At 41.3% G+C, this 20,309-nt stretch carries 15 protein-coding genes; 9 read left to right on the plus strand and 6 right to left on the minus strand.

Features of this window, described 5'->3' with window-relative positions; genetic code table 11:
* The 4 genes from ACXJY6_RS17900 to ACXJY6_RS17915 are packed head-to-tail and all read left to right on the plus strand — an operon-like array spanning position 1 to position 7,789.
* Entirely contained in the window at positions 1-945 is a 945-nt protein-coding gene (locus ACXJY6_RS17900) for an alpha-E domain-containing protein (protein WP_456052940.1), read from the plus strand.
* Positions 942-4,295, plus strand: coding sequence for a transglutaminase family protein (locus ACXJY6_RS17905; protein WP_458769159.1), 3,354 nt, complete (start codon positions 942-944; stop codon positions 4,293-4,295). The genes ACXJY6_RS17900 and ACXJY6_RS17905 overlap by 4 nt, the downstream gene beginning before the upstream one ends.
* Positions 4,296-4,328: 33 nt before the next feature.
* Positions 4,329-6,911, plus strand: a complete 2,583-nt coding sequence (locus tag ACXJY6_RS17910) for a circularly permuted type 2 ATP-grasp protein (RefSeq protein WP_456052938.1) — start codon at positions 4,329-4,331, stop codon at positions 6,909-6,911.
* Positions 6,908-7,789, plus strand: a complete 882-nt coding sequence (locus ACXJY6_RS17915) for a transglutaminase family protein (RefSeq protein WP_458769160.1) — start codon at positions 6,908-6,910, stop codon at positions 7,787-7,789. The genes ACXJY6_RS17910 and ACXJY6_RS17915 overlap by 4 nt, the downstream gene beginning before the upstream one ends.
* Before the next feature lie 60 nt (positions 7,790-7,849).
* On the opposite strand, the gene mnmE is transcribed toward ACXJY6_RS17915, so the two are convergent.
* The 5 genes from mnmE to rpmH all read right to left on the minus strand — a co-directional run bounded on the left by mnmE (position 7,850) and on the right by rpmH (position 11,650).
* The gene (gene mnmE / locus ACXJY6_RS17920) at positions 7,850-9,202 is read right to left on the minus strand and encodes a tRNA uridine-5-carboxymethylaminomethyl(34) synthesis GTPase MnmE (RefSeq protein ID WP_456052936.1); all 1,353 of its coding nucleotides are present in this window, start codon (positions 9,200-9,202) and stop codon (positions 7,850-7,852) included.
* 95 nt (positions 9,203-9,297) lie between these two features.
* Entirely contained in the window at positions 9,298-10,920 is a 1,623-nt protein-coding gene (gene yidC, locus ACXJY6_RS17925) for a membrane protein insertase YidC (RefSeq protein ID WP_456052935.1), read from the minus strand.
* Positions 10,921-10,922: 2 nt separating this feature from the next.
* Positions 10,923-11,180: a membrane protein insertion efficiency factor YidD gene (gene yidD / locus ACXJY6_RS17930; RefSeq protein ID WP_456052934.1), complete on the minus strand. Its 258-nt coding sequence runs from the start codon at positions 11,178-11,180 to the stop codon at positions 10,923-10,925.
* A complete protein-coding gene (rnpA, locus tag ACXJY6_RS17935) occupies positions 11,147-11,470 on the minus strand; it encodes a ribonuclease P protein component (RefSeq protein ID WP_456052962.1) in 324 nt (107 codons plus the stop codon). The genes yidD and rnpA overlap by 34 nt, the downstream gene beginning before the upstream one ends.
* Positions 11,471-11,515: 45 nt before the next feature.
* Positions 11,516-11,650, minus strand: a complete 135-nt coding sequence (gene rpmH, locus ACXJY6_RS17940; RefSeq protein ID WP_458769161.1) for a 50S ribosomal protein L34 — start codon at positions 11,648-11,650, stop codon at positions 11,516-11,518.
* 709 nt (positions 11,651-12,359) lie between these two features.
* Here rpmH and dnaA point away from each other — a divergent pair.
* From dnaA to ACXJY6_RS17965, 5 genes are all read left to right on the plus strand, one after another.
* Entirely contained in the window at positions 12,360-13,766 is a 1,407-nt protein-coding gene (gene dnaA / locus ACXJY6_RS17945) for a chromosomal replication initiator protein DnaA (protein WP_456052932.1), read from the plus strand.
* Positions 13,767-13,823: 57 nt separating this feature from the next.
* Positions 13,824-14,924, plus strand: coding sequence for a DNA polymerase III subunit beta (gene dnaN, locus ACXJY6_RS17950; protein WP_456052930.1), 1,101 nt, complete (start codon positions 13,824-13,826; stop codon positions 14,922-14,924).
* A 5-nt stretch (positions 14,925-14,929) separates the two neighbouring features.
* The gene (gene recF, locus ACXJY6_RS17955) at positions 14,930-16,009 is read left to right on the plus strand and encodes a DNA replication/repair protein RecF (protein ID WP_456052929.1); all 1,080 of its coding nucleotides are present in this window, start codon (positions 14,930-14,932) and stop codon (positions 16,007-16,009) included.
* A 17-nt stretch (positions 16,010-16,026) separates the two neighbouring features.
* On the plus strand, positions 16,027-18,447 hold the full coding sequence (gene gyrB / locus ACXJY6_RS17960; protein ID WP_458769162.1) for a DNA topoisomerase (ATP-hydrolyzing) subunit B: 2,421 nt from the start codon (positions 16,027-16,029) through the stop codon (positions 18,445-18,447).
* A gap of 283 nt (positions 18,448-18,730) precedes the next feature.
* Entirely contained in the window at positions 18,731-19,165 is a 435-nt protein-coding gene (locus ACXJY6_RS17965; RefSeq protein ID WP_456052927.1) for an Hsp20 family protein, read from the plus strand.
* A gap of 66 nt (positions 19,166-19,231) precedes the next feature.
* Here ACXJY6_RS17965 and ACXJY6_RS17970 read toward each other — a convergent pair whose 3' ends face one another.
* The gene (locus tag ACXJY6_RS17970) at positions 19,232-20,239 is read right to left on the minus strand and encodes a substrate-binding domain-containing protein (RefSeq protein WP_458769163.1); all 1,008 of its coding nucleotides are present in this window, start codon (positions 20,237-20,239) and stop codon (positions 19,232-19,234) included.
* Positions 20,240-20,309: the final 70 nt, after the last annotated feature.

Below are 20,309 nucleotides of genomic sequence, written 5' to 3' on the forward strand. Positions count from 1 at the left end.
ATGTTATCTCGAGTAGCAGAACGTTTGTATTGGAGTGCCCGATATTTGGAGCGAGTGGAAAATATCGCTCGATTATTAAGTGTTTATGATGACTTGCTGTTTGATTTACCAAGAGGGATTAATATTTCTTGGTACAACCTTATTGAAATCAATGGCAGCATCAATGAGTTTAAAGATCTTTATCAAGATAAGAGTGAACGCAGTATCGTTAAGTACCTTCTGTGTGACACCGAAAATCCCAATTCTATGTTGTCATCTCTTCGTATGGTAAGAGAAAACATACGAACTACGCGAGATGTTGTTCCTAGCGAAACTTGGGAATTTATCAATGAATTGGATATTTTTGCTAAAAAGAATATCTATCGCGGTATCAGTCGTTCTGATCGTCATGAGTATTTGAATACCGTCATTGAAGGTTGCCAGAAAATTATTGGTTTACTCACCGGTGCGATGAGTCGTGATGCGGGCTGGAGCTTCTTTATTTTAGGTCGATATATTGAACGAGCCGATATGAATACCAGGGTATTAGATTCGGCGATTTCTTTGATGATGCAATCTCAAGCTGATGAGCAAGTTATGTTGGGGCAAGTCGTTTGGTCTAAGGTACTAAAATCACAAAGTGGTTATCTTAACTATAGAAGAAGTGTCCGGACATCAGTAACTGGTGCAATGGCGGCAACATACTTGATGACAGAGCCTAATTTTCCTCGTTCACAACTCTTTTGTCTTAAACAGATAAAAAATGCTGCCGAGTATTTACCAAGAGCAAACCAGATCATGGATCAAGTTGATGGGTTAATCAGTCGAACCCATGGTGTCGATAGATCAGAAGATTTGAATTATGAATTCAGTGCTTATTTGAATGATATTCAGTTGGAAATAATTTCACTTCATCAAGAGATAAGTGAGAATTGGTTTAACTTTGATCAAGGAACTGCGGCATGACCATTCGAGTAGCGCTACAGCACAAAACATTTTATGAGTTTGATCGCCCAGTAAATGTTTCTCCCCATATTTTACGTTTGCGTCCTGCACCGCATTCTCGAACACATATTCACGGGTATTCGTTAAAAGTTACGCCAGAAGATCACTTTATTAACTGGCAGCAAGACCCGTTTGGTAACTATCAGGCTCGATTAGTTTTTCCTGAAAAAACCACAAAAATGAGCTTTGAAGTCGAAGTGATTGCGGACATGACGGTTATCAATCCTTTTGATTTTTTTATCGAAGAGTACGCTGAAAAGTTTCCTTTTAAATATGACAAGGTATTAAAAGGGGAGTTACTTCCTTATCTGGATCTATCGGATAGTTGTGAATTGCTCGATGAGTGGTTGAAAACAATTGATCTTGAAAAAGAAATTGGTATTGCTGATTTTCTCGTGGAATTAAATAGCCGATTGGCTGCGGAAATTTCATATGGAATTCGAATGGAACCAGGGGTTCAAACGACAGAAGAAACACTCACTCTTAAAAAGGGTTCATGTCGTGATACATCTTGGCTATTGGTTCAAATATTACGTCATTTAGGTTTAGCGGCGCGTTTTGCATCTGGTTATTTAGTTCAGCTAACGTCTGATGTTGATGCACTGGATGGGCCTTCTGGACCCGATGAGGACTTTACGGATTTACACGCTTGGTGTGAAGTCTATATTCCCGGTGCTGGTTGGATTGGGCTCGATCCAACCAGTGGTTTATTCGCAGGGGAAGGTCATATTCCACTTGCGTGTACGGCGGATCCAATTTCTGCTGCTCCTATTACAGGATTTACTGACGAATGTGAATGTGAATTTGAATATGAGAATGTCGTTATTCGAATCCAAGAAGATCCTCGCGTTACTAAGCCTTATACCGAAGAAGAATGGGAAAACATTAAGAGTTTAGGTGAAGCTGTTGATGCCGACCTCGAAGCAGGAGATGTGCGCTTAACTATGGGTGGCGAACCCACATTCGTTTCGATTGATGATATGGATTCTGAACAATGGAATACCGAAGCATTAGGAGCGGAAAAGTTAACCTTAGCTAAAGACCTTTTATTGAGGTTAAAAGAAACGTTTGCGGCGAATGGGTTAATTCATTATGGCCAAGGCAAATGGTACCCAGGTGAAGAGCTTCCGCGTTGGGCGCTAGGGTGTTTTTGGCGTACCGATGGCGAGCCGTTATGGCACGATCATGATCTGTTAGCTCGAGTAGATAAAAATTATCAGCACAGTGAAATTGAAGCAAAAGAGTTTGGTGAAAAACTGTGTGAAACACTAGGGTTAGAGCCTAGTTACCTGCAAGCGACGTTTGAAGATTCGTTATACTATTTATGGATGGAACGTTCACTTCCAGATGATGTAAACCCTAGGAAAGCAAGCTTAAGTGATGATCTAGAACGCCGTCGTTTAGCTAAACTTTTAACGCGTGGTATTGAAAAACCAAGTGGTTATGTATTGCCTATTGAGTTTGATGGTACCTGTTGGAATAGTTCATTGTGGCCAATGCGAGCGGATGTTATTACCTTGATTCCAGGTGATAGCCCACTGGGATATCGCTTACCGTTAAATTCGTTACCAGAAATTTCGAAAGAAGAACAAATCCCAGATAGAGATCCTTTTGAGCCTCGTGATGCACTACCAAGCTATTTGTTGTCGAGTGGTGCTAAAACAGATCCTGTTGTAAAACAATCGCAACAGCCTCAGTCGGTATTGAAAAAAACGTCTTCATCGCGACAAATTATTCGTACATCGTTGTGTTTTGAAGCGAGAGAAGGGCGGTTACATGTTTTCTTCCCTCCATTAACTCATCTTGAGCACTATGTAGAATTACTTAACCACATTGAATGGGTGGCGAACGAGTTAAGTATGCCTGTTGTGATAGAGGGTTATGAGCCACCGAAAGATCCTCGAATGCAAAAGCTACTTATTACGCCGGATCCGGGCGTAATAGAAGTGAATGTTCATCCCTCTAAAAACTGGAGTGAATTGGTCTTTAATACAGAAGTTTTGTATGAGCAAGCGTATCTATCTCGATTAGGCACAGAGAAATTTATGATTGATGGACGTCATACAGGAACAGGAGGCGGTAACCACATTACACTCGGTGGTGCGACACCTGAAGATAGCCCATTACTTCGCAGACCCGATTTGCTTCGCAGTTTCATTACTTATTGGCAGCATCACCCAGGATTATCTTATTTATTCTCTGGTATGTTTATTGGCCCTACAAGCCAAGCTCCAAGACCGGACGAAGGACGTGATGAAGCCTTATATGAGATGGAAATCGCGTTCCAGAACTTCCCTGAAGGAATGGTTGATGAGCCATGGTTAGTTGACCGCTTAATGCGCAATTTATTGGTGGATATTACCGGGAATACTCACCGTTCAGAATTCTGTATCGATAAATTATTCGCAGCAGGCACAAGTACTGGTCGTCTGGGTATTCTTGAATTCCGTGGTTTCGAAATGCCACCTCATGCTCGGATGTCCTTAGTTCAAGTATTACTACTACGTTGTTTAGTCGCGCGATTCTGGAAAGAACCTTATACGCAACCATTGGTCCGTTGGGGGACATCTTTACACGATAAATTTATGATGCCGCATTATGTATGGCAGGACATAAAAGAAGTGGTTGATGACCTTCAACGTCATGGGTATCCATTTAAAATTGAATGGCTTGCTCCATTCGAAGAGTTCCGTTTTCCACATTATGGTCGCTTGGATGTGGATGACATGGAATTGGAGCTGCGCTGGGCCGTAGAACCTTGGCATGTATTGGGAGAAGAAGTGACGGGATCGGGTACTGCTCGTTACGTTGACTCTTCCGTAGAACGTTTGCAGGTTCGTTTAAGTGGTTTTACAGAAGGACGTTATGTCGTTTCATGTAATGGCCGTCGCGTACCGTTGCGTTCTACAGGGCGAAAAGGGGAAGCGGTTGCTGCTGTTCGTTATAAAGCATGGGATCCAGTTTCTGCTCTTCACCCAACATTGAATATGGATACGCCGTTGGTGTTTGACATTATCGATACTTGGAACGGTGTTTCTGTAGGTGGATGTACTTATCATGTGAGTCATCCTGGTGGTCGTAGTTATGAAGGCCGACCAGTAAATGCCAACGAAGCGGAAGCTCGTCGAATCAATCGTTATTGGGATCATGGTTTTACTCAAGGCGTTTTAACACCGCCACCAGAATTTCAGGCTTTACGACATTTTTATCCAAATGAAGACATACCTAGACCAATGGCTCCGCCAGAAGAAGAGGTAAGTCATGAATATCCTCATACATTAGATTTAAGGAAGCGGTATACTAGACTGTAATTGATATATTAATAAGTAGTTAAATAAATAATCATGCTTAAACCGCCGTCTTCAAGTCAAAGTCAAAGTCAGCAAGGAAACTTGCCGGCTCTGACTTCTTATCCAAAAATTCCCTATGCCTATGATGAGGCTTTTGACGATGCTCGCTTTATTCGTTCCCATTGGACGCGGATATTCGAGAACTTAAATAAGTTAGGTTCTAAAGGGATTATTGATAGGCAATTACGTGCTCAACGTATTTTGCGAGATGATGGGGCAACGTATGATTTAAAAAACGACCCTCTTTCACCTGCGGTATGGTCATTAGATATTGTTCCGTATGCTATCGATCATACTGAGTGGGAAGGAATTGAAGCAGGTGTAGCTCAAAGAGCTAAGTTATTTGATTTAATTTTAAATGACCTTTATGGCGAGCAAACTTTGCTAAAACAGGGGATTATTCCTTCTGAAATTATTTTTAGCCATCCTGGTTATCTGCGAGAGTGCCATGATATTGCTATGCCGCTAGAAAAAAAACTAATCATGCACGCAGTTGATATGGTGCGTGAAGCGGATGGTACACCTGTAATTATTGGCGACAGAACTCAAGCACCTAGTGGATTTGGTTATGCATTAGAAAATAGAACGGTAGTTTCTCGTGTAATGCCAAGTTTATTTAGAAATAGCCAAGTTCGACGGTTATCGCATTTTTTCAATTCTCTGCGAACCACTCTTACTCAGTTAGCCAGCCACAAAACAGATACACCGAGGATTGTCGTATTAACGCCAGGTGCTTATAGCAGCACCTACTTTGAACAAGCATATCTCGCTAACTATTTAGGTTATTCGTTGGTTCAAGGTGGCGATTTAACAGTGCGAAATGGCAAAGTTTGGATGAAGTCTTTGCAAGGGTTAGCACAGGTGGATGTCATTCTACGGCGAGTTGATGACATCTATTGCGATCAAGCAGAGCTTAAGTCGGACTCAATGTTGGGTGTCCCAGGTTTACTTGAAGTGGCTCGATCGGGCAATGTTGTCCTCGCTAACCCATTAGGTTCGGGAATTTTAGAAGCGCCTGCATTAATGGCATTCTTACCACAGATAAGCCAATTTTTGCTTGGTGAGCCTCTTTTAATTAAAAATGTACAAAGTTGGTGGTGTGGTAATCCCGCCGATTTTGAGTATGTGCAAACCAATTTAGATTCGCTGATTATTAAACCGGCATATCGAAGTTTCGAAAGTAAAAGCTTCTATGGTCATACTCTAAGTGAAGATGAAAAAGTAGAATTACTGGAAAAAATCAGGAAAAGACCACACAAATTTGTCGCTCAAAGTTACATTCCTGGTTCACAAATGCCGATTTGGAATAATGGTAAGCTCGAGTCTCGTCCTAGTTTATTACGACTATTTTCTGTTTACAGTGATAACGACTATGAAGTGATGCCTGGCGGGTTATGTCGAGTCGCAGAATGCAATCAAGAGTATATTGTTTCAAAGCTGTCAGGTACTTGGAGTAAAGATGCATGGGTACTTTCTCAAGGTCCGGATCTTAGTCATCAATCTCGTCTTGATAATAACAGCGCGATAGAAGAAGCTGAACAATCCAATATCCCTAGCCGGGTTATCGAGAACCTATTTTGGTTTGGGCGATACGCTGAACGTGCTGAAATGAACCTTCGTTTACTGAGAACCGTTTTTAAGCAGCTTAATGGTATCGATCCGCTGCCCGCGGAGAGCAAATCATTACTGCTTAAGTCGATTTCCATTCAAACAGGGTGTTTACCGGGCTTTACTGAGGAAAACACAGAGTTATTCGACAACCCAGATGAAGAGTTGGCCGATTTGGTTATCAATGCAAATCGGATGGGGTCGATTAAATCGAATCTTTTGGCCATGTTATCTTGTGCCGAACAAGTAAAAGAGATGCTATCGGCTGACACTCGGATAATTCTGAATGAATTACGAGATCATATAGCGGATGTTGATCAGGCATACTCAGATGGTTTACCAGAGGTTCCTGAAGAATCATTGGACAGCTTGGTTACTTCATTATTGGCGTTATCAGGTCTCAATCATGAAAGTATGCTCAGAGGATTAGATTGGACGTTCCAGGAAATAGGGCGTCGCACAGAAAGAGCATTGCAAACCACGACGTTATTGAAATCAACCCTTACAAGCACGCTCCCTACTCTGCAGCAACAGCAAATACTAGAGTCGGTCTTATTAAGTGTTGAAGCATTGATATCATTCCGTCGTCGTTACCGTACTCGAGCTCGAGTCGCCTTTGGCCTTGATTTACTTATGATTGACCCAACAAACCCACGTTCACTCATTTACCAAGTTGAACGTTTACGCGAGTACTTACAAGTTTTACCATCGACACAGGGATTCACTGCTGGGGGATTGTCGGATGAAAGCAAAATGATAATCCGAGCAAAAAGTCAGATCCAATTGGCCAGTTTAAATGAGTTAGCACAGGTCGATGAGGTTGAGAATAAACGAGTTAAATTAGAAGCGTTAGTTGTAGAAGTTGCGGCTTTATTAGAAGAGTTTACGTCTGCAATTAGTGATAAATATTTTGACCATACTGCTGGGCCTCAACAACTTATTAAACCTAAATGGAAGCTGGATGTATGAGATATCGAGTTAGGCATACAACAGAATATAAATATAATGCGCCAGTAACGCTGTGCTACAACATGGCTCATTTGCTACCCAGAGATACTGATAATCAGCGTTGTACTTCTCATCGAATCAATGTTTCACCGACACCTATTTATCAACGAGAAGGCGTCGATTATTATGGCAATTCAACTTTTTATTTCTCTATTCAGGAGCCACATAGTCGACTGATGATTGATGTGGTGAGTTTCTTTGATATTGAAAATACGGGTTATTCTGAGTTGGTGAATACTCACTTACTAACCTGTGGTCAGGTTAGAACTATGTTGGCAGAAGCTGCAACCCCTGAACTCCGAATGGTAAAAGAGTTCGTATTAGATTCAGCACAAATTAAGTTATCTGAGTCTCTTGCTGATTATGCCAGAGAAGTATTTAGTGATGACAAACCCATATTGAAGGCCTCATTAGAATTTACTCAAAAAATATTTAATGAATTTAAGTTTGATCCCACGGCAACCAATGTAACAACACCACCAGAACAAGTACTGAAAGAAAAACGAGGCGTTTGTCAGGATTTCGCTCACCTCGCGATTGGATGTATTCGCTCTGTGGGCTTACCTGTGCGCTATATGAGTGGCTACATAGAAACTATTCCACCAGAAGGCCAAGTTAAATTGGTTGGTGCTGACGCATCTCACGCTTGGTTTTCTGTCTATGTGCCAGATTTAGGCTGGGTTGAATTTGATCCAACCAACAATATTATGCCTTCAGACCAACATATTGTGACTGCTTGGGGACGGGATTATGCCGATGTCACACCATTACAAGGGGTTATTTTTGATGGTGGAGATTCACAAGCATTGAGTGTATCTGTAGACGTTGCACGGATATAAAATAAGAAAAAACCGTTTTTTAACTTAACGGTTTTTCTTAAATAAAGTGATAGTAAGTGATTACTTACCTATGCAGAATGATGAGAAAATTCGACCTAGCAAATCATCAGAGCTGAACTCACCAGTTATTTCGTTGAGATACTGTTGAGTCAGTCTTAGCTCTTCAGCCAAAATCTCTCCTGCCATATAGCCTTCTAATTGCTGTTGACCTATTTCCAAGTGCTGGGATGCATTTTCTAGTGCATCTAAGTGGCGTCTACGGGCCATAAAGTTACCTTCTTGACCTCCTTGGAATCCCATACATTCTTTAAGATGTTCCCGGAGATCATCCACGCCTTGTCCAGTTTTTGCTGATAATCGGATCAATGTTGGATTGGATAATCCTAATTCTTCGTTGGTTTGATCAGCTTTATTGCGAATAACGGTTATGCCAATATTTTTAGGCAAGCGATCGACAAAATCAGGCCAGATATCTTTAGGGTCGGTTGCATCGGTGGTGGTGCCATCAACCATAAATAACACGCGATCTGCTTGTTCAATTTCTTGCCATGCGCGTTCAATACCAATACGTTCAACTTCATCAGAGGCGTTACGTAACCCAGCGGTATCAATAATATGTAAAGGCATACCATCGATATGGATATGTTCGCGTAGTACGTCTCGGGTTGTCCCTGCGATATCGGTTACAATCGCGGATTCTTTTCCAGACAAGGCATTTAAAAGGCTCGATTTACCAGCATTTGGACGGCCTGCTATGACTACCTTCATCCCTTCGCGCATGATTGCACCCTGGTTCGCTTCTTGGCGTACAGCGGTTAAATTATCAATAATAACTTGAAGATCCTTCGACACTTTACCATCGGCAAGAAAGTCGATTTCTTCTTCTGGAAAATCAATAGCCGCTTCGACATACATGCGTAAATAAATGAGAGATTCGACAAGCTGATGTATGCGAGAAGAAAATTCACCTTGAAGAGATTTTAGAGCGGACTTTGCAGCTTCTTCTGAGCTAGCATCGATGAGATCAGCAATGGCTTCTGCTTGCGTTAAATCTAACTTATCGTTGAGGAAAGCTCGTTCAGAAAACTCACCAGGTCTTGCCACTCGCAATCCTGGTATGGCTAAAATTCGTTTAATCAGCATATCCATGACAACAGGGCCTCCATGGCCTTGAAGCTCTAATACATCTTCACCAGTAAACGAATTTGGATTCGGAAAAAATAGCGCAATGCCTTGATCTAGCTCCACGCCATGTTCATTCACAAATGGAAGGTATTCAGCATATCGTGGCCGCAAAGATTTTCCGGTAATCGAAATGGCGACTTGTGCAGCTAAAGGGCCAGAAACCCGAATAATACCCACACCACCTCGACCGAGGGGCGTAGCTTGAGCAACGATAGTGTCTGTAGTCATAGTTATGTGGTCTGTAGTTGTTTATTTGGACAATTGTAATCAGCAGTAAATAAAAAGGCGACCCCTAGGCCGCCTTTATCATCTATTTAAATCATTTATTTCTTGGAGTGTAAGCCTTTCTTCTCTAACGCTCGGTAAATCAATGTTTGTTGAATTAACGTTACGATGTTAGATACCAACCAGTAAAGAACTAGACCAGATGGGAAGAACAAGAAAAATACCATAAACATAAGAGGCATGAACGTCATGATCTTCTGTTGCATTGGATCCGTTACAGTAGACGGGCTCATCTTTTGAATGACGAACATACTGATACCCATTAGTATCGGTAGAATGTAGTACGGGTCTTGTGCTGATAGATCGTGAATCCAACCGAAGAATGGTGAATGGCGAAGTTCAACAGATTCCATTAATGCCCAGTACAGCGAAATAAAGATCGGCATTTGAAGTAGAATTGGTAAACAGCCACCTAGTGGGTTCACTTTCTCGGTTTTGTAGAGCTCCATCATTTCTTGGCTCATACGCTGACGGTCATCGCCAATACGCTCACGCATTGCTTGTAGCTTAGGCTGAAGCATACGCATTTTAGCCATAGACGTATATTGTGCTTTGGTTAGCGGGTACATGGCACCACGTACAATAAACGTCAAACAAACAATGGCTAAACCCCAGTTAATAACGAAGCCTTGAATCGTTGATAGCATCCAATGAAGTGGTTTTGCAATAAACCACAACCAACCATAATCCACTACAAGATCGAGGTTTGGAGCAACGGCAGCCATTTCGTCTTGAAGTTTAGGACCAACCCATAATGTTGCGTCAAATTCAGCATTTTGGCCGTTTTCGATGGTGCGGTTTGGTTCTTTAATACCAATATCGCCAACATTACCTACGATACGAGAAAACAGCACTGAATTATTTGCGTTACGAGGAACCCACGCTGCGGCAAAGTAGTGTTGAATCATTGCAGCCCAACCTTGCCCATTTGTCAGGGTTTCATTTAGGTTGTGATCTTCCATATCGCTGAAGCTGAATTTTTTATAACGAGTATCTTCTGCAGAATAGGCGCCGCCACGATAAGTAGGCATTGCAAGGCTGCCTCCTGAATCTAATAGGTTTTGACGTAAATGAGCATAGATACCGACTTCTGCAGGACTTCCTGATTGGTTATCAATCGAGAAGTTTACATCAACAGCATAACTGTTGCGTTTTGCGATAAACGTTTTGGTGTAGGTAATCCCATTCTCTTGATAAGTTAGAGGGATTTCTATTTGATCTTGACCATCTTCCAAAGTGTAACTCGTTTGAGCATATTGGTACGCTGGGCGGCCACTACTACGATCAATACCCTGAGGGCCGATAATACCGCTTTGGGCAATGAACTTATGATCAGGAGTATTTTTCAGTAGAACAAAACGTTCTTCAGAATCGAACTCGGCAGCATATTGGTTAAGGTCAGCATGAATAACATCACCACCGACTGTGTCAATAGACAGAGTCAGAACATCTGTTGTTATCGTAACTATTTCACCTGATGTCCCCTGAGTAGATAGAGCTTCAAATTCATCAGTGGTTGCTACAGGACTAGGTACTGAGCCATTTGTTTGTGCCTGTTCAACTACTTGAGGTGCTGGGTTCTTATAAACATTCCATTGTTGGAATAGTAAAAAAGAAACAATAGCTAAAGCAATTAACAGGAGATTACGTTGAGAATTCATCGTTATTTATCTCTGTCTTGTTTTTGTTTGGGGGGAACAGGATCATACCCACCATCGTTTAATGGGTGGCATTTTAATAGACGTTTGCCAGATAACCAACCCCCTTTTATAAATCCATGTTCTTTTAATGCTTCTATTGCATAGATTGAACAGGTTGGGGTATAGCGACACCTTGGTCCGATTAGAGGGCTAATCAACCATCGATAGATGTGGATTAGTCCAATGACTATCCACGCGAAGGGCGAGACAGGCGTTGCCATAATTTATCAAATAACCTAAATATTTCCTCATTGCTTAACTCTTGAGCGCTCTTTTTAGCAATAACGACAAAATCTTTATGGGGTAATTGATGTTGTTTTAAACGAAAACTTTCTCGAGCAATACGTTTAAATCGATTACGACCGACAGCTGTCTTTATTTGTTTTTTGGGAACGGCTAACCCTAATCTGGGATAAGGAAGAGAGTTTTTACGGGCAATGATGGTGAAATGAGGCGAACCAGCACTATGAGCTTGCTGGAAAACATATCGATAATGCTCGGGAGTTAGCAGACGTAACTCCCGATGAAAAGTGTGCTTAATCAAAATAAGTATTTATTATTTTGATAGACGAGCACGACCTTTAGCACGACGTGCATTAATAAGCTTACGACCGTTTTTAGTTGCCATACGAGCACGGAAACCGTGAGTACGTTTGCGCTTTAGAACGGAAGGTTGAAAAGTGCGTTTCATTGTTTATACCTTACTGATCAGTAGTTTTTAGGCTTGTTAAACCCGGCGTGGGTCTAGCATCTATTATCAATTTAAGAGAACAGACATTCCGACGCCTCTCAACAAAGAGGCGGAATTGTAATCACAGACACTTTAGGTGTCAATGATTCGCTGGCTTCAGAGGTGAATCTTTTAAAATAAATTCTCAGCTGTTGCCAAATTAGTGGCAGGATTATACTCATGGCGAGCAAAATCACAAGGATCTATCGTGCGATCATCTGTGTTGCGGAAGATAAATATGTTGATCAAATGTGGATAATGATTGATAAATCGGTGAATAAGATGAGTTGATCATTTTTTCTTTTTCTTTAACGTATTGAAACTATATATAGTTAGGCTCAATATCCTTGTAGATAAAAAATAAATGATAAAATGTGCATAACTTTGAATAAATATGAAAAAAATTAGAAAATTATCATTTGATACTTGATCTATCGAGGCAGTCAGGTGCAAACTGGCTTGGGGATAACTAGAGCAAGATCGTCTTTTTGTGGATCGTTTTGTGGGTAACCTTTGTTCAAATTGTGTAGATCGAGGCTATTTGGCATTAAAAGTGTGAATAACTTTGATCTTTCTTTTAGGATCATGCAACTAACGCTGGCGATCTAAGTTATCAACAGGTAAAATTGCCGGTCTTTAAACGTGTTCATTTATGATGAGTGAGGGCAACGTGTCATCTTCGCTGTGGTTGCAGTGCTTGCAACAATTCCAAGAAGAGCTGTCAGCTATCGAGTTTAGTACTTGGGTTCGACCATTACAGGCTGAACTAAATGACGATACTCTCACTTTATATGCGCCGAACCGTTTTGTTCTCGATTGGGTACGAGATAAATATCTACACCGCATAAATAGCTTATTAAAAGAATTTAGCGGGAATGATGTTCCAAGCTTACATTTTGAAGTTGGTCGTCTTTCTACTTCTCCATCTTCTGTTACCACTCGTACTCGCACTAAAGCCGATGTTGCGGCTGAATCGTCGGCGCCTGCTCAACTTCAGGCAAAGAAACCCGTGCATAAAACATGGGGCGACGAAAGTGCCCCTGTTGAAATGAATTACCGCTCCAACGTTAATCAAAAACATAAATTTAATAACTTTGTTGAAGGTAAATCGAACCAACTAGGTTTAGCAGCCGCAAAACAAGTTTCAGATAATCCTGGCGCAGCCTATAACCCTCTATTTTTATACGGGGGAACAGGTTTAGGTAAAACTCACCTGCTTCACGCTGTTGGTAATGCCATTGTCGATAATAATCCCAACGCAAAAGTGATATACATGCACTCAGAGCGTTTTGTACAAGATATGGTAAAAGCGTTGCAAAACAATGCAATTGAAGAGTTTAAACGTTACTACCGTAGTGTTGATGCATTGTTGATCGATGATATTCAATTTTTTGCCAATAAAGAGCGCTCTCAAGAAGAGTTCTTTCATACCTTTAACGCTCTCCTTGAAGGTAATCAACAGATCATTTTAACTTCCGACCGATATCCTAAAGAGATAAATGGTGTTGAAGATCGCTTAAAATCTCGCTTTGGTTGGGGGTTAACGGTTGCTATCGAACCGCCAGAACTAGAAACTCGCGTTGCGATTTTAATGAAAAAAGCAGAAGACCATAAAATCCATCTAGCTGATGAAGTGGCGTTTTTTATTGCGAAGCGTTTGCGTTCAAATGTTCGTGAATTGGAAGGAGCTCTTAATCGAGTGATCGCGAATGCCAATTTTACTGGCCGCCCAATTACGATTGATTTTGTTAGAGAAGCACTACGCGATTTATTAGCTCTACAAGAAAAATTAGTCACGATTGATAATATTCAAAAAACAGTCGCCGAATATTACAAGATTAAAGTCGCAGACTTACTTTCGAAGCGCCGTTCTCGCTCAGTGGCGCGTCCTCGTCAATTAGCAATGGCATTAGCTAAAGAACTCACTAATCATAGCTTGCCAGAAATCGGTGATGCCTTTGGTGGCCGTGATCATACAACGGTACTCCACGCTTGCCGAAAAATTGCTCAACTTCGTGAAGAAAGTCATGATATCAAAGAAGATTATTCGAACTTGGTTCGAACCTTATCATCTTAATCCGTTGTCTCTTATTTAATACGATATAGTTTAGATCTCGAACCAGAAGAGTAGATTATGAAGTTTACCATTGAACGTAATCATTTGATGAAATCCTTACAACAAGTATCCGGTACGGTTGGGGGAAGAGCGACATTACCTATTTTGGGTAATTTGTTGTTGAAGGTCGAAGGAGCGGAGCTTTCAATTACCGCAACAGATCTTGAAGTTGAATTAGTTGGTAGCGTTACTCTTGAAGGTGAATGTGAACCTGGTGCCGTTACAGTACCAGCACGGAAGTTTCTCGATATTTGTCGGGGGTTGCCTGATGACGCCATTATTCGATTTATTTTAGAAGGCGATCGTGTTCAGCTTCGCTCTGGACGTAGTCGTTTTACACTGGCGACGCTGCCAGCACATGATTTTCCTAATATTGAAGATTGGCAAAGTGAGTTAACGTTGACTCTGACCCAATCCGAGCTACGTGGTTTGATTGAAAAAACACAATTTTCAATGGCTAACCAAGATGTTCGCTATTACTTAAACGGTATGTTATTCGATATTGAAGAATCAACAATTCGTTCCGTTGCTACCGATGGCCATCGTATGGCCGTTGCACAAACCCAATTATCTGAAACCTATGCTCAGACGCAAATAATTATCCCTCGTAAAGGTATTTTAGAGCTGGTGAAGTTGCTCGATGCTCCGGAGCAACCAGTGGAGTTACAGATTGGTTCTTCAAATGTTCGAGTTCAAGTTAATCAGTTTATTTTTACGTCAAAACTGATTGATGGTCGTTTTCCTGATTATCGTCGAGTATTGCCGCAAAATACTAATAAAACTCTTATTTCTGAGTGCGATATATTGCGTCAATCATTTTCACGGGCCGCTATTTTATCGAACGAGAAATTTCGTGGCGTGAGATTGAATATTGCTGATGGTGAAATGCGAATAACTGCAAATAACCCTGAACAAGAAGAAGCGGAAGAAATCTTGGATGTGAGTTATGAAGGCGATGAAATCGAAATAGGTTTCAATGTTAGCTATGTCTTAGATGTACTTAACACGCTTCGTTGCGAGCAAATTCGACTTTCAATGCTGGATGGAAATGCCAGCGCCTTGATTGAAGATGTGGCCGATGAAAGTGCGATGTATGTGGTGATGCCGATTAGGCTATAACTTTCATGCCCCTAACTCGGTTAGCGATACAACAATTTAGAAATATTAAAGCCTGTGATATCGAATTATCATCAGGCTTTAACTTTCTTATTGGGCCCAATGGCAGCGGTAAAACAAGCTTGTTGGAAGCGATTTACTTTTTGGGGCATGGTCGTTCATTTAAAAGTGCATTAACTGGACGTGTTATTCAAAATGAGAGTTCTGAGCTGTTTGTTCATGGGCGATTCTTGAATTCAGACCAATTTGAGATACCAATCGGCATCAATAAACAGCGAGATGGTTCTTCAGAGGTTAAAATAGGCGGTCAATCTGGCCAAAAAATTGCTCAATTAGCCGATGTACTTCCGTTGCAACTGATTCACCCTGAAGGGTTTGAGTTACTTACTGATGGCCCGAAGCAGCGACGAGCATTTGTCGATTGGGGTGTTTTTCACACTCAGGCTGGATTTTATGATACTTGGTCTCGATTTCGTCGCTTAGGTAAGCAGCGCAATGCATTACTAAAAAATGCAACAAGTTATCGAGAACTCAAATCATGGGATATTGAACTTGCCCGGCTTGCTGAGTTGCTGGATGAATGGCGTAAAGATTATGTTGAACAAATATCTCGTGTAGCACATGACATATGCCGCACATTTTTACCTGAATTTGATATCCATTTAACGTATTATAGAGGTTGGGAAAAAGGTAAAATTTATCAACAGCTTCTTGAAGATAACTTTGAACGCGATCGAGCGTTAGGTTACACCTTTAGTGGCCCTAATAAGGCCGATGTAAGAATTAAAGTGAACGGCACTCCGGTGGAGGATGTGTTATCACGAGGTCAGTTGAAGTTAATGGTTTGTGCACTTCGAGTCGCACAAGGAGAACATTTAACTTCTCTGACGGGAAAGCAATGTATTTATCTTATCGATGATTTTGCTTCCGAATTAGATAGCGAACGTCGCAAACGTCTAGCGGATTGTTTAAAAGCGACCAAAGCACAAGTTTTTGTAAGCTCTATTACTGAAGGCCAAGTCAGCGACATGATTGAATCAGATAGCAGACTGTTCCATGTGGAAAATGGCCAAATAGAGCACGGATAAAGTTGAGAGAGTAACTCATGTCGAATAATTACGATTCATCGAGTATTAAAGTATTAAAAGGTCTCGACGCCGTTCGTAAGCGTCCTGGAATGTATATCGGTGATACGGACGATGGTACTGGCTTACACCACATGGTTTTTGAGGTGGTGGATAACTCAATTGATGAAGCGTTGGCAGGCCACTGTTCTGATATTATCGTGAAGATTCACGAAGATAACTCTGTTTCGGTTCGAGATGATGGTCGTGGTATTCCAACCGAATTACACGAAGGTGAAAATGTATCGGCTGCTGAAGTTATTATGACAGTACTTCACGCAGGCGGTAAGTTTGATGATAACTCTTATAAAGTATCAGGCGGCTTGCACGGCGTTGGTGTCTCGGTTGTAAATGCATTGTCTGAGAAAGTCGTATTAACGATTAAACGTAATGGTCACATTCATAGCCAAACCTATCGCCATGGTGTTCCAGACGAGCCATTAGCCGTGATTGGCGACACAGAAGAGACGGGTACTGAAATTCGTTTCTGGCCAAGTGCTGAAACATTCTCGCAAATAGAATTTCATTACGAAATCCTGGCAAAGAAACTACGTGAATTATCATTCTTGAACTCAGGTGTATCCATTAAGCTTTCTGATGCTCGCGAAGAAGATAAATCTGATCACTTTTGCTACGAAGGCGGTATCCAGTCTTTCATCGAATACTTAAACAGAAATAAATCTCCGGTTCATCAGAAGATATTCCATTTTACGGTTGATGGCGAAGATGACATAAGTGTTGAAGTGGCGATGCAGTGGAACGATGGCTTCCAAGAAAACATCTACTGTTTCACCAATAATATCCCTCAACGCGATGGTGGTTCTCACTTAACCGGTTTCCGTGGTGGTTTGACGCGTACGTTAAATGCTTACATGGAAAAAGAGCTTGCTAAACTTAAAAGCGGTAAAAATAAGACTTCTACAGAAGGTGGTGATTCTCGTGAAGGATTAACAGCGGTTATTTCTGTTAAAGTGCCCGATCCTAAGTTTTCATCACAAACGAAAGACCGTTTAGTTTCTTCAGAAGTTCGTCCAATAGTAGAAAGTGCAATGAGTGAAAACTTGCAGAACTTCTTATTGGAGAACCCATCTGAAGCTAAAATCATAACTTCTAAAATTATTGATGCAGCACGTGCGCGAGAAGCAGCACGCAAAGCACGTGATATGACTCGCCGTAAAGGTGCACTAGATTTAGCGGGCTTACCGGGGAAATTGGCAGATTGCCAAGAAAAAGATCCTGCTCTTTCTGAATTATATATTGTGGAAGGAGACTCTGCTGGCGGATCTGCCAAGCAGGGGCGTAACCGTAAAAACCAAGCTATTTTGCCACTTAAGGGTAAAATTCTAAACGTTGAAAAAGCACGTTTTGATAAAATGCTGTCTTCTCAAGAGGTTGCAACCCTAATTACCGCATTAGGCTGTGGTATTGGTCGTGATGAATACAACCCAGAGAAGCTTCGTTATCATAATATTATTATCATGACGGATGCGGACGTCGATGGTTCTCACATCCGAACGCTATTGTTGACTTTCTTCTATCGTCAAATGCCAGAGCTTATCGAGCGCGGTTATATTTATATTGCTCAACCACCACTTTATAAAGTGAAAAAAGGTAAGCAAGAGCAGTATATTAAAGATGAAGATGCAATGGATATCTATCAAGTATCGTTGGCTCTCGATAATGCTGCTTTGCACGTTAACCCAGAAGCACCAGCATTATCTGGGGCGGCTTTGGAAGGTTTGGTTAATCGTTATAATGAATCGATAAAACTGATCCAACGTATGAGCCGTCGTTATCCATACGCCTTAATTCATGAGTTTATTTACATTTCTCGCCTACAGGATTGTACTGACGAGTCTCAAGTAGACGCTTGGACTAAACGCCTCGTTGAGCAGCTAAATGCAAAAGAAGTGGGTGCGAGCCAATACTCTTATTCAGTCGACTTTAATGAAGAACAGAATGTCTATACACCTAGAATAAAAGTACGTACCCATGGTGTGTCTTACGAGTACCCATTGAGTATCGATTTATTGAACTCAAAAGAGTACGAAAAACTGGCAAACTTATCAGAAGAGCTCGATGGCTTGATCGAAGAGGGAGCATACGTTAAACGTGGAGAGCGCTCTCAACCAGTGACTAATTTTGTAGATGCTTTAGCTTGGTTAGTGAACGAAAGTCGCCGTGGTTTGAGCATTCAGCGCTACAAAGGTTTGGGAGAGATGAACCCTGACCAATTGTGGGAAACCACTATGGATCCAGACTCACGCCGTATGATGCAGGTAACCATTGAAGATGCTGTTGGTGCAGATGAATTGTTTACTACACTAATGGGTGATCAAGTTGAACCGCGTCGAGCATTTATCGAAGAAAATGCATTAAAAGTGGCGAACCTCGACGTATAAACCTATCTGGTTTCGCTAATCGTCTATCAATGCCATCTCATCGAGGTGGCATTTTTTTTAACTTTTTTTGGTTGAAACCTTGAAAGCCCATTTTGTGACCTTATATATGTAAGTAAGAAAGATGCCGATTGGATCTTTCATGAATGTGGTCATTCTTGCTCGTAAGAGGAGATAACTGGCTGCTAAATGTAACGAAGCTGTTTTTCTTGTTCGAAGAAAGAAGGGAAAAACGACCTCTTAGCTTATTGGCTAAGACTATTGCTTAAATATTGAGGATAGTACTATGAGAACTGTAGATTTTACCCCCCTATACCGTAACGCTATTGGTTTCGATCGCCTATTTAACATGATGGAAAGTGCGAACACCAAGAGTAACTCAGCGGGATACCCTCCCTACAACATTGAACAAAAAGCTGAGAATCAGTATCGCATCACGATGGCCGTTGCTGGGTTTGCCGATGAAGAAATCGATATCACTCAACAGGAAAATACCTTATTGGTTCGTGGTGAGCGTAAGCCAGAAGAAGGGAAGTCTTACGTATATCAAGGTATCGCAGAGCGAGACTTTGAGCGTAAATTCCAACTTGCTGATTATGTTAAGGTTACCGGCGCAACTCTGGAACATGGATTATTACACGTTGATTTAGAACGAGAAATTCCAGAAGCGATGCAGCCGCGAAAAATCGCGATTAACGGTAAAAATTTGCTAGAGAGTTAATTATTTCTTTCTAAATGATGTGAAGAGCGCTGAATGGCGCTCTTTTGATATTTAAAGGGGAATAACTTAAAGGCTTTCACCTAAGAACATTTTTGTTTGTAGTTCAATAACCTGGTCGGTAATGGGTTCATTTGGATTGAGAATTCTTTTTAATAATTGCTCGGCTGCAATTTTTCCCATCTCTTCTCGCGGAGTGATGACGGTTGCAAGAGTTGGCGACACGACTTTTGTAATGTTGTGGCCATGAAAGCCAATAATTGATATATCTTCGGGTACTTTAAAACCTTGTCTCAAGCATTCGAACAGAGCACCGATGGCCAAATCATCATTGGTACAATATATGCCATCCAATTTAGGGTTCTCTTTTCTGGCTAAACAAAATAGCTCTGCTCCAACGGAATAAGATGAGGCTTGTTTGGTACTAATGACAATAGGTCTAAGCCCTGCATCTTTAACTGTGTGCTCAAACCCTTCTATTTTTTGTTTCGTTCGCTCATCCATTCTTGCTGCAAGATACGCAACGTTTTTTCTATTTTTAGAGAGCAGTAACTTTGTCGCCGTTACGCTTGTCGCGTAATTATCAAATCCAACAGCTTGCTGAAGTGGAGGTGAAGCTGAATCCATTATTTCGACGATCGGAACTCCAGAAGCTTGGAGCATTTTTATGGATCGCTCTGTGTGAAAGCTTTCAGATAGAATAATGCCATCGACATTGTATGAAAGAAGCGTTTCAATGCGCTTTTCTTCGATCTCTTTGCTGTAACTGTAATGAGCCAACATCGCTTGGTAGCCTAAGGGCTCGATAACCGTCTCTATGCCTTTTAATACTTCATCAAATACTTGGTTAGTTAAAGAAGGGAGCAATACACCAATGGAGTAACTTTTTGCTTTAGAGAGAATATCTGGAGCTCTATTTGGAACGTATCCGAGATCTTCAACTGTCTGAGCGATCTGTTCTCCTACCAATGGGGATACTTTTGATGGATCTCGAAGATAACGACTAACCGTCATTTTTGTTACACCAACTTGATCAGCGATGCTTTGTAGAGTGGGACGTTGCTTCTTCACTGTCATGGTTTGAAATACTTAATAGCAAGAGGTTAGGAGATTTAGAACAATCATATTGCAAATCTGATTATTACCA

The organism is Vibrio phycocola (assembly GCF_054404255.1).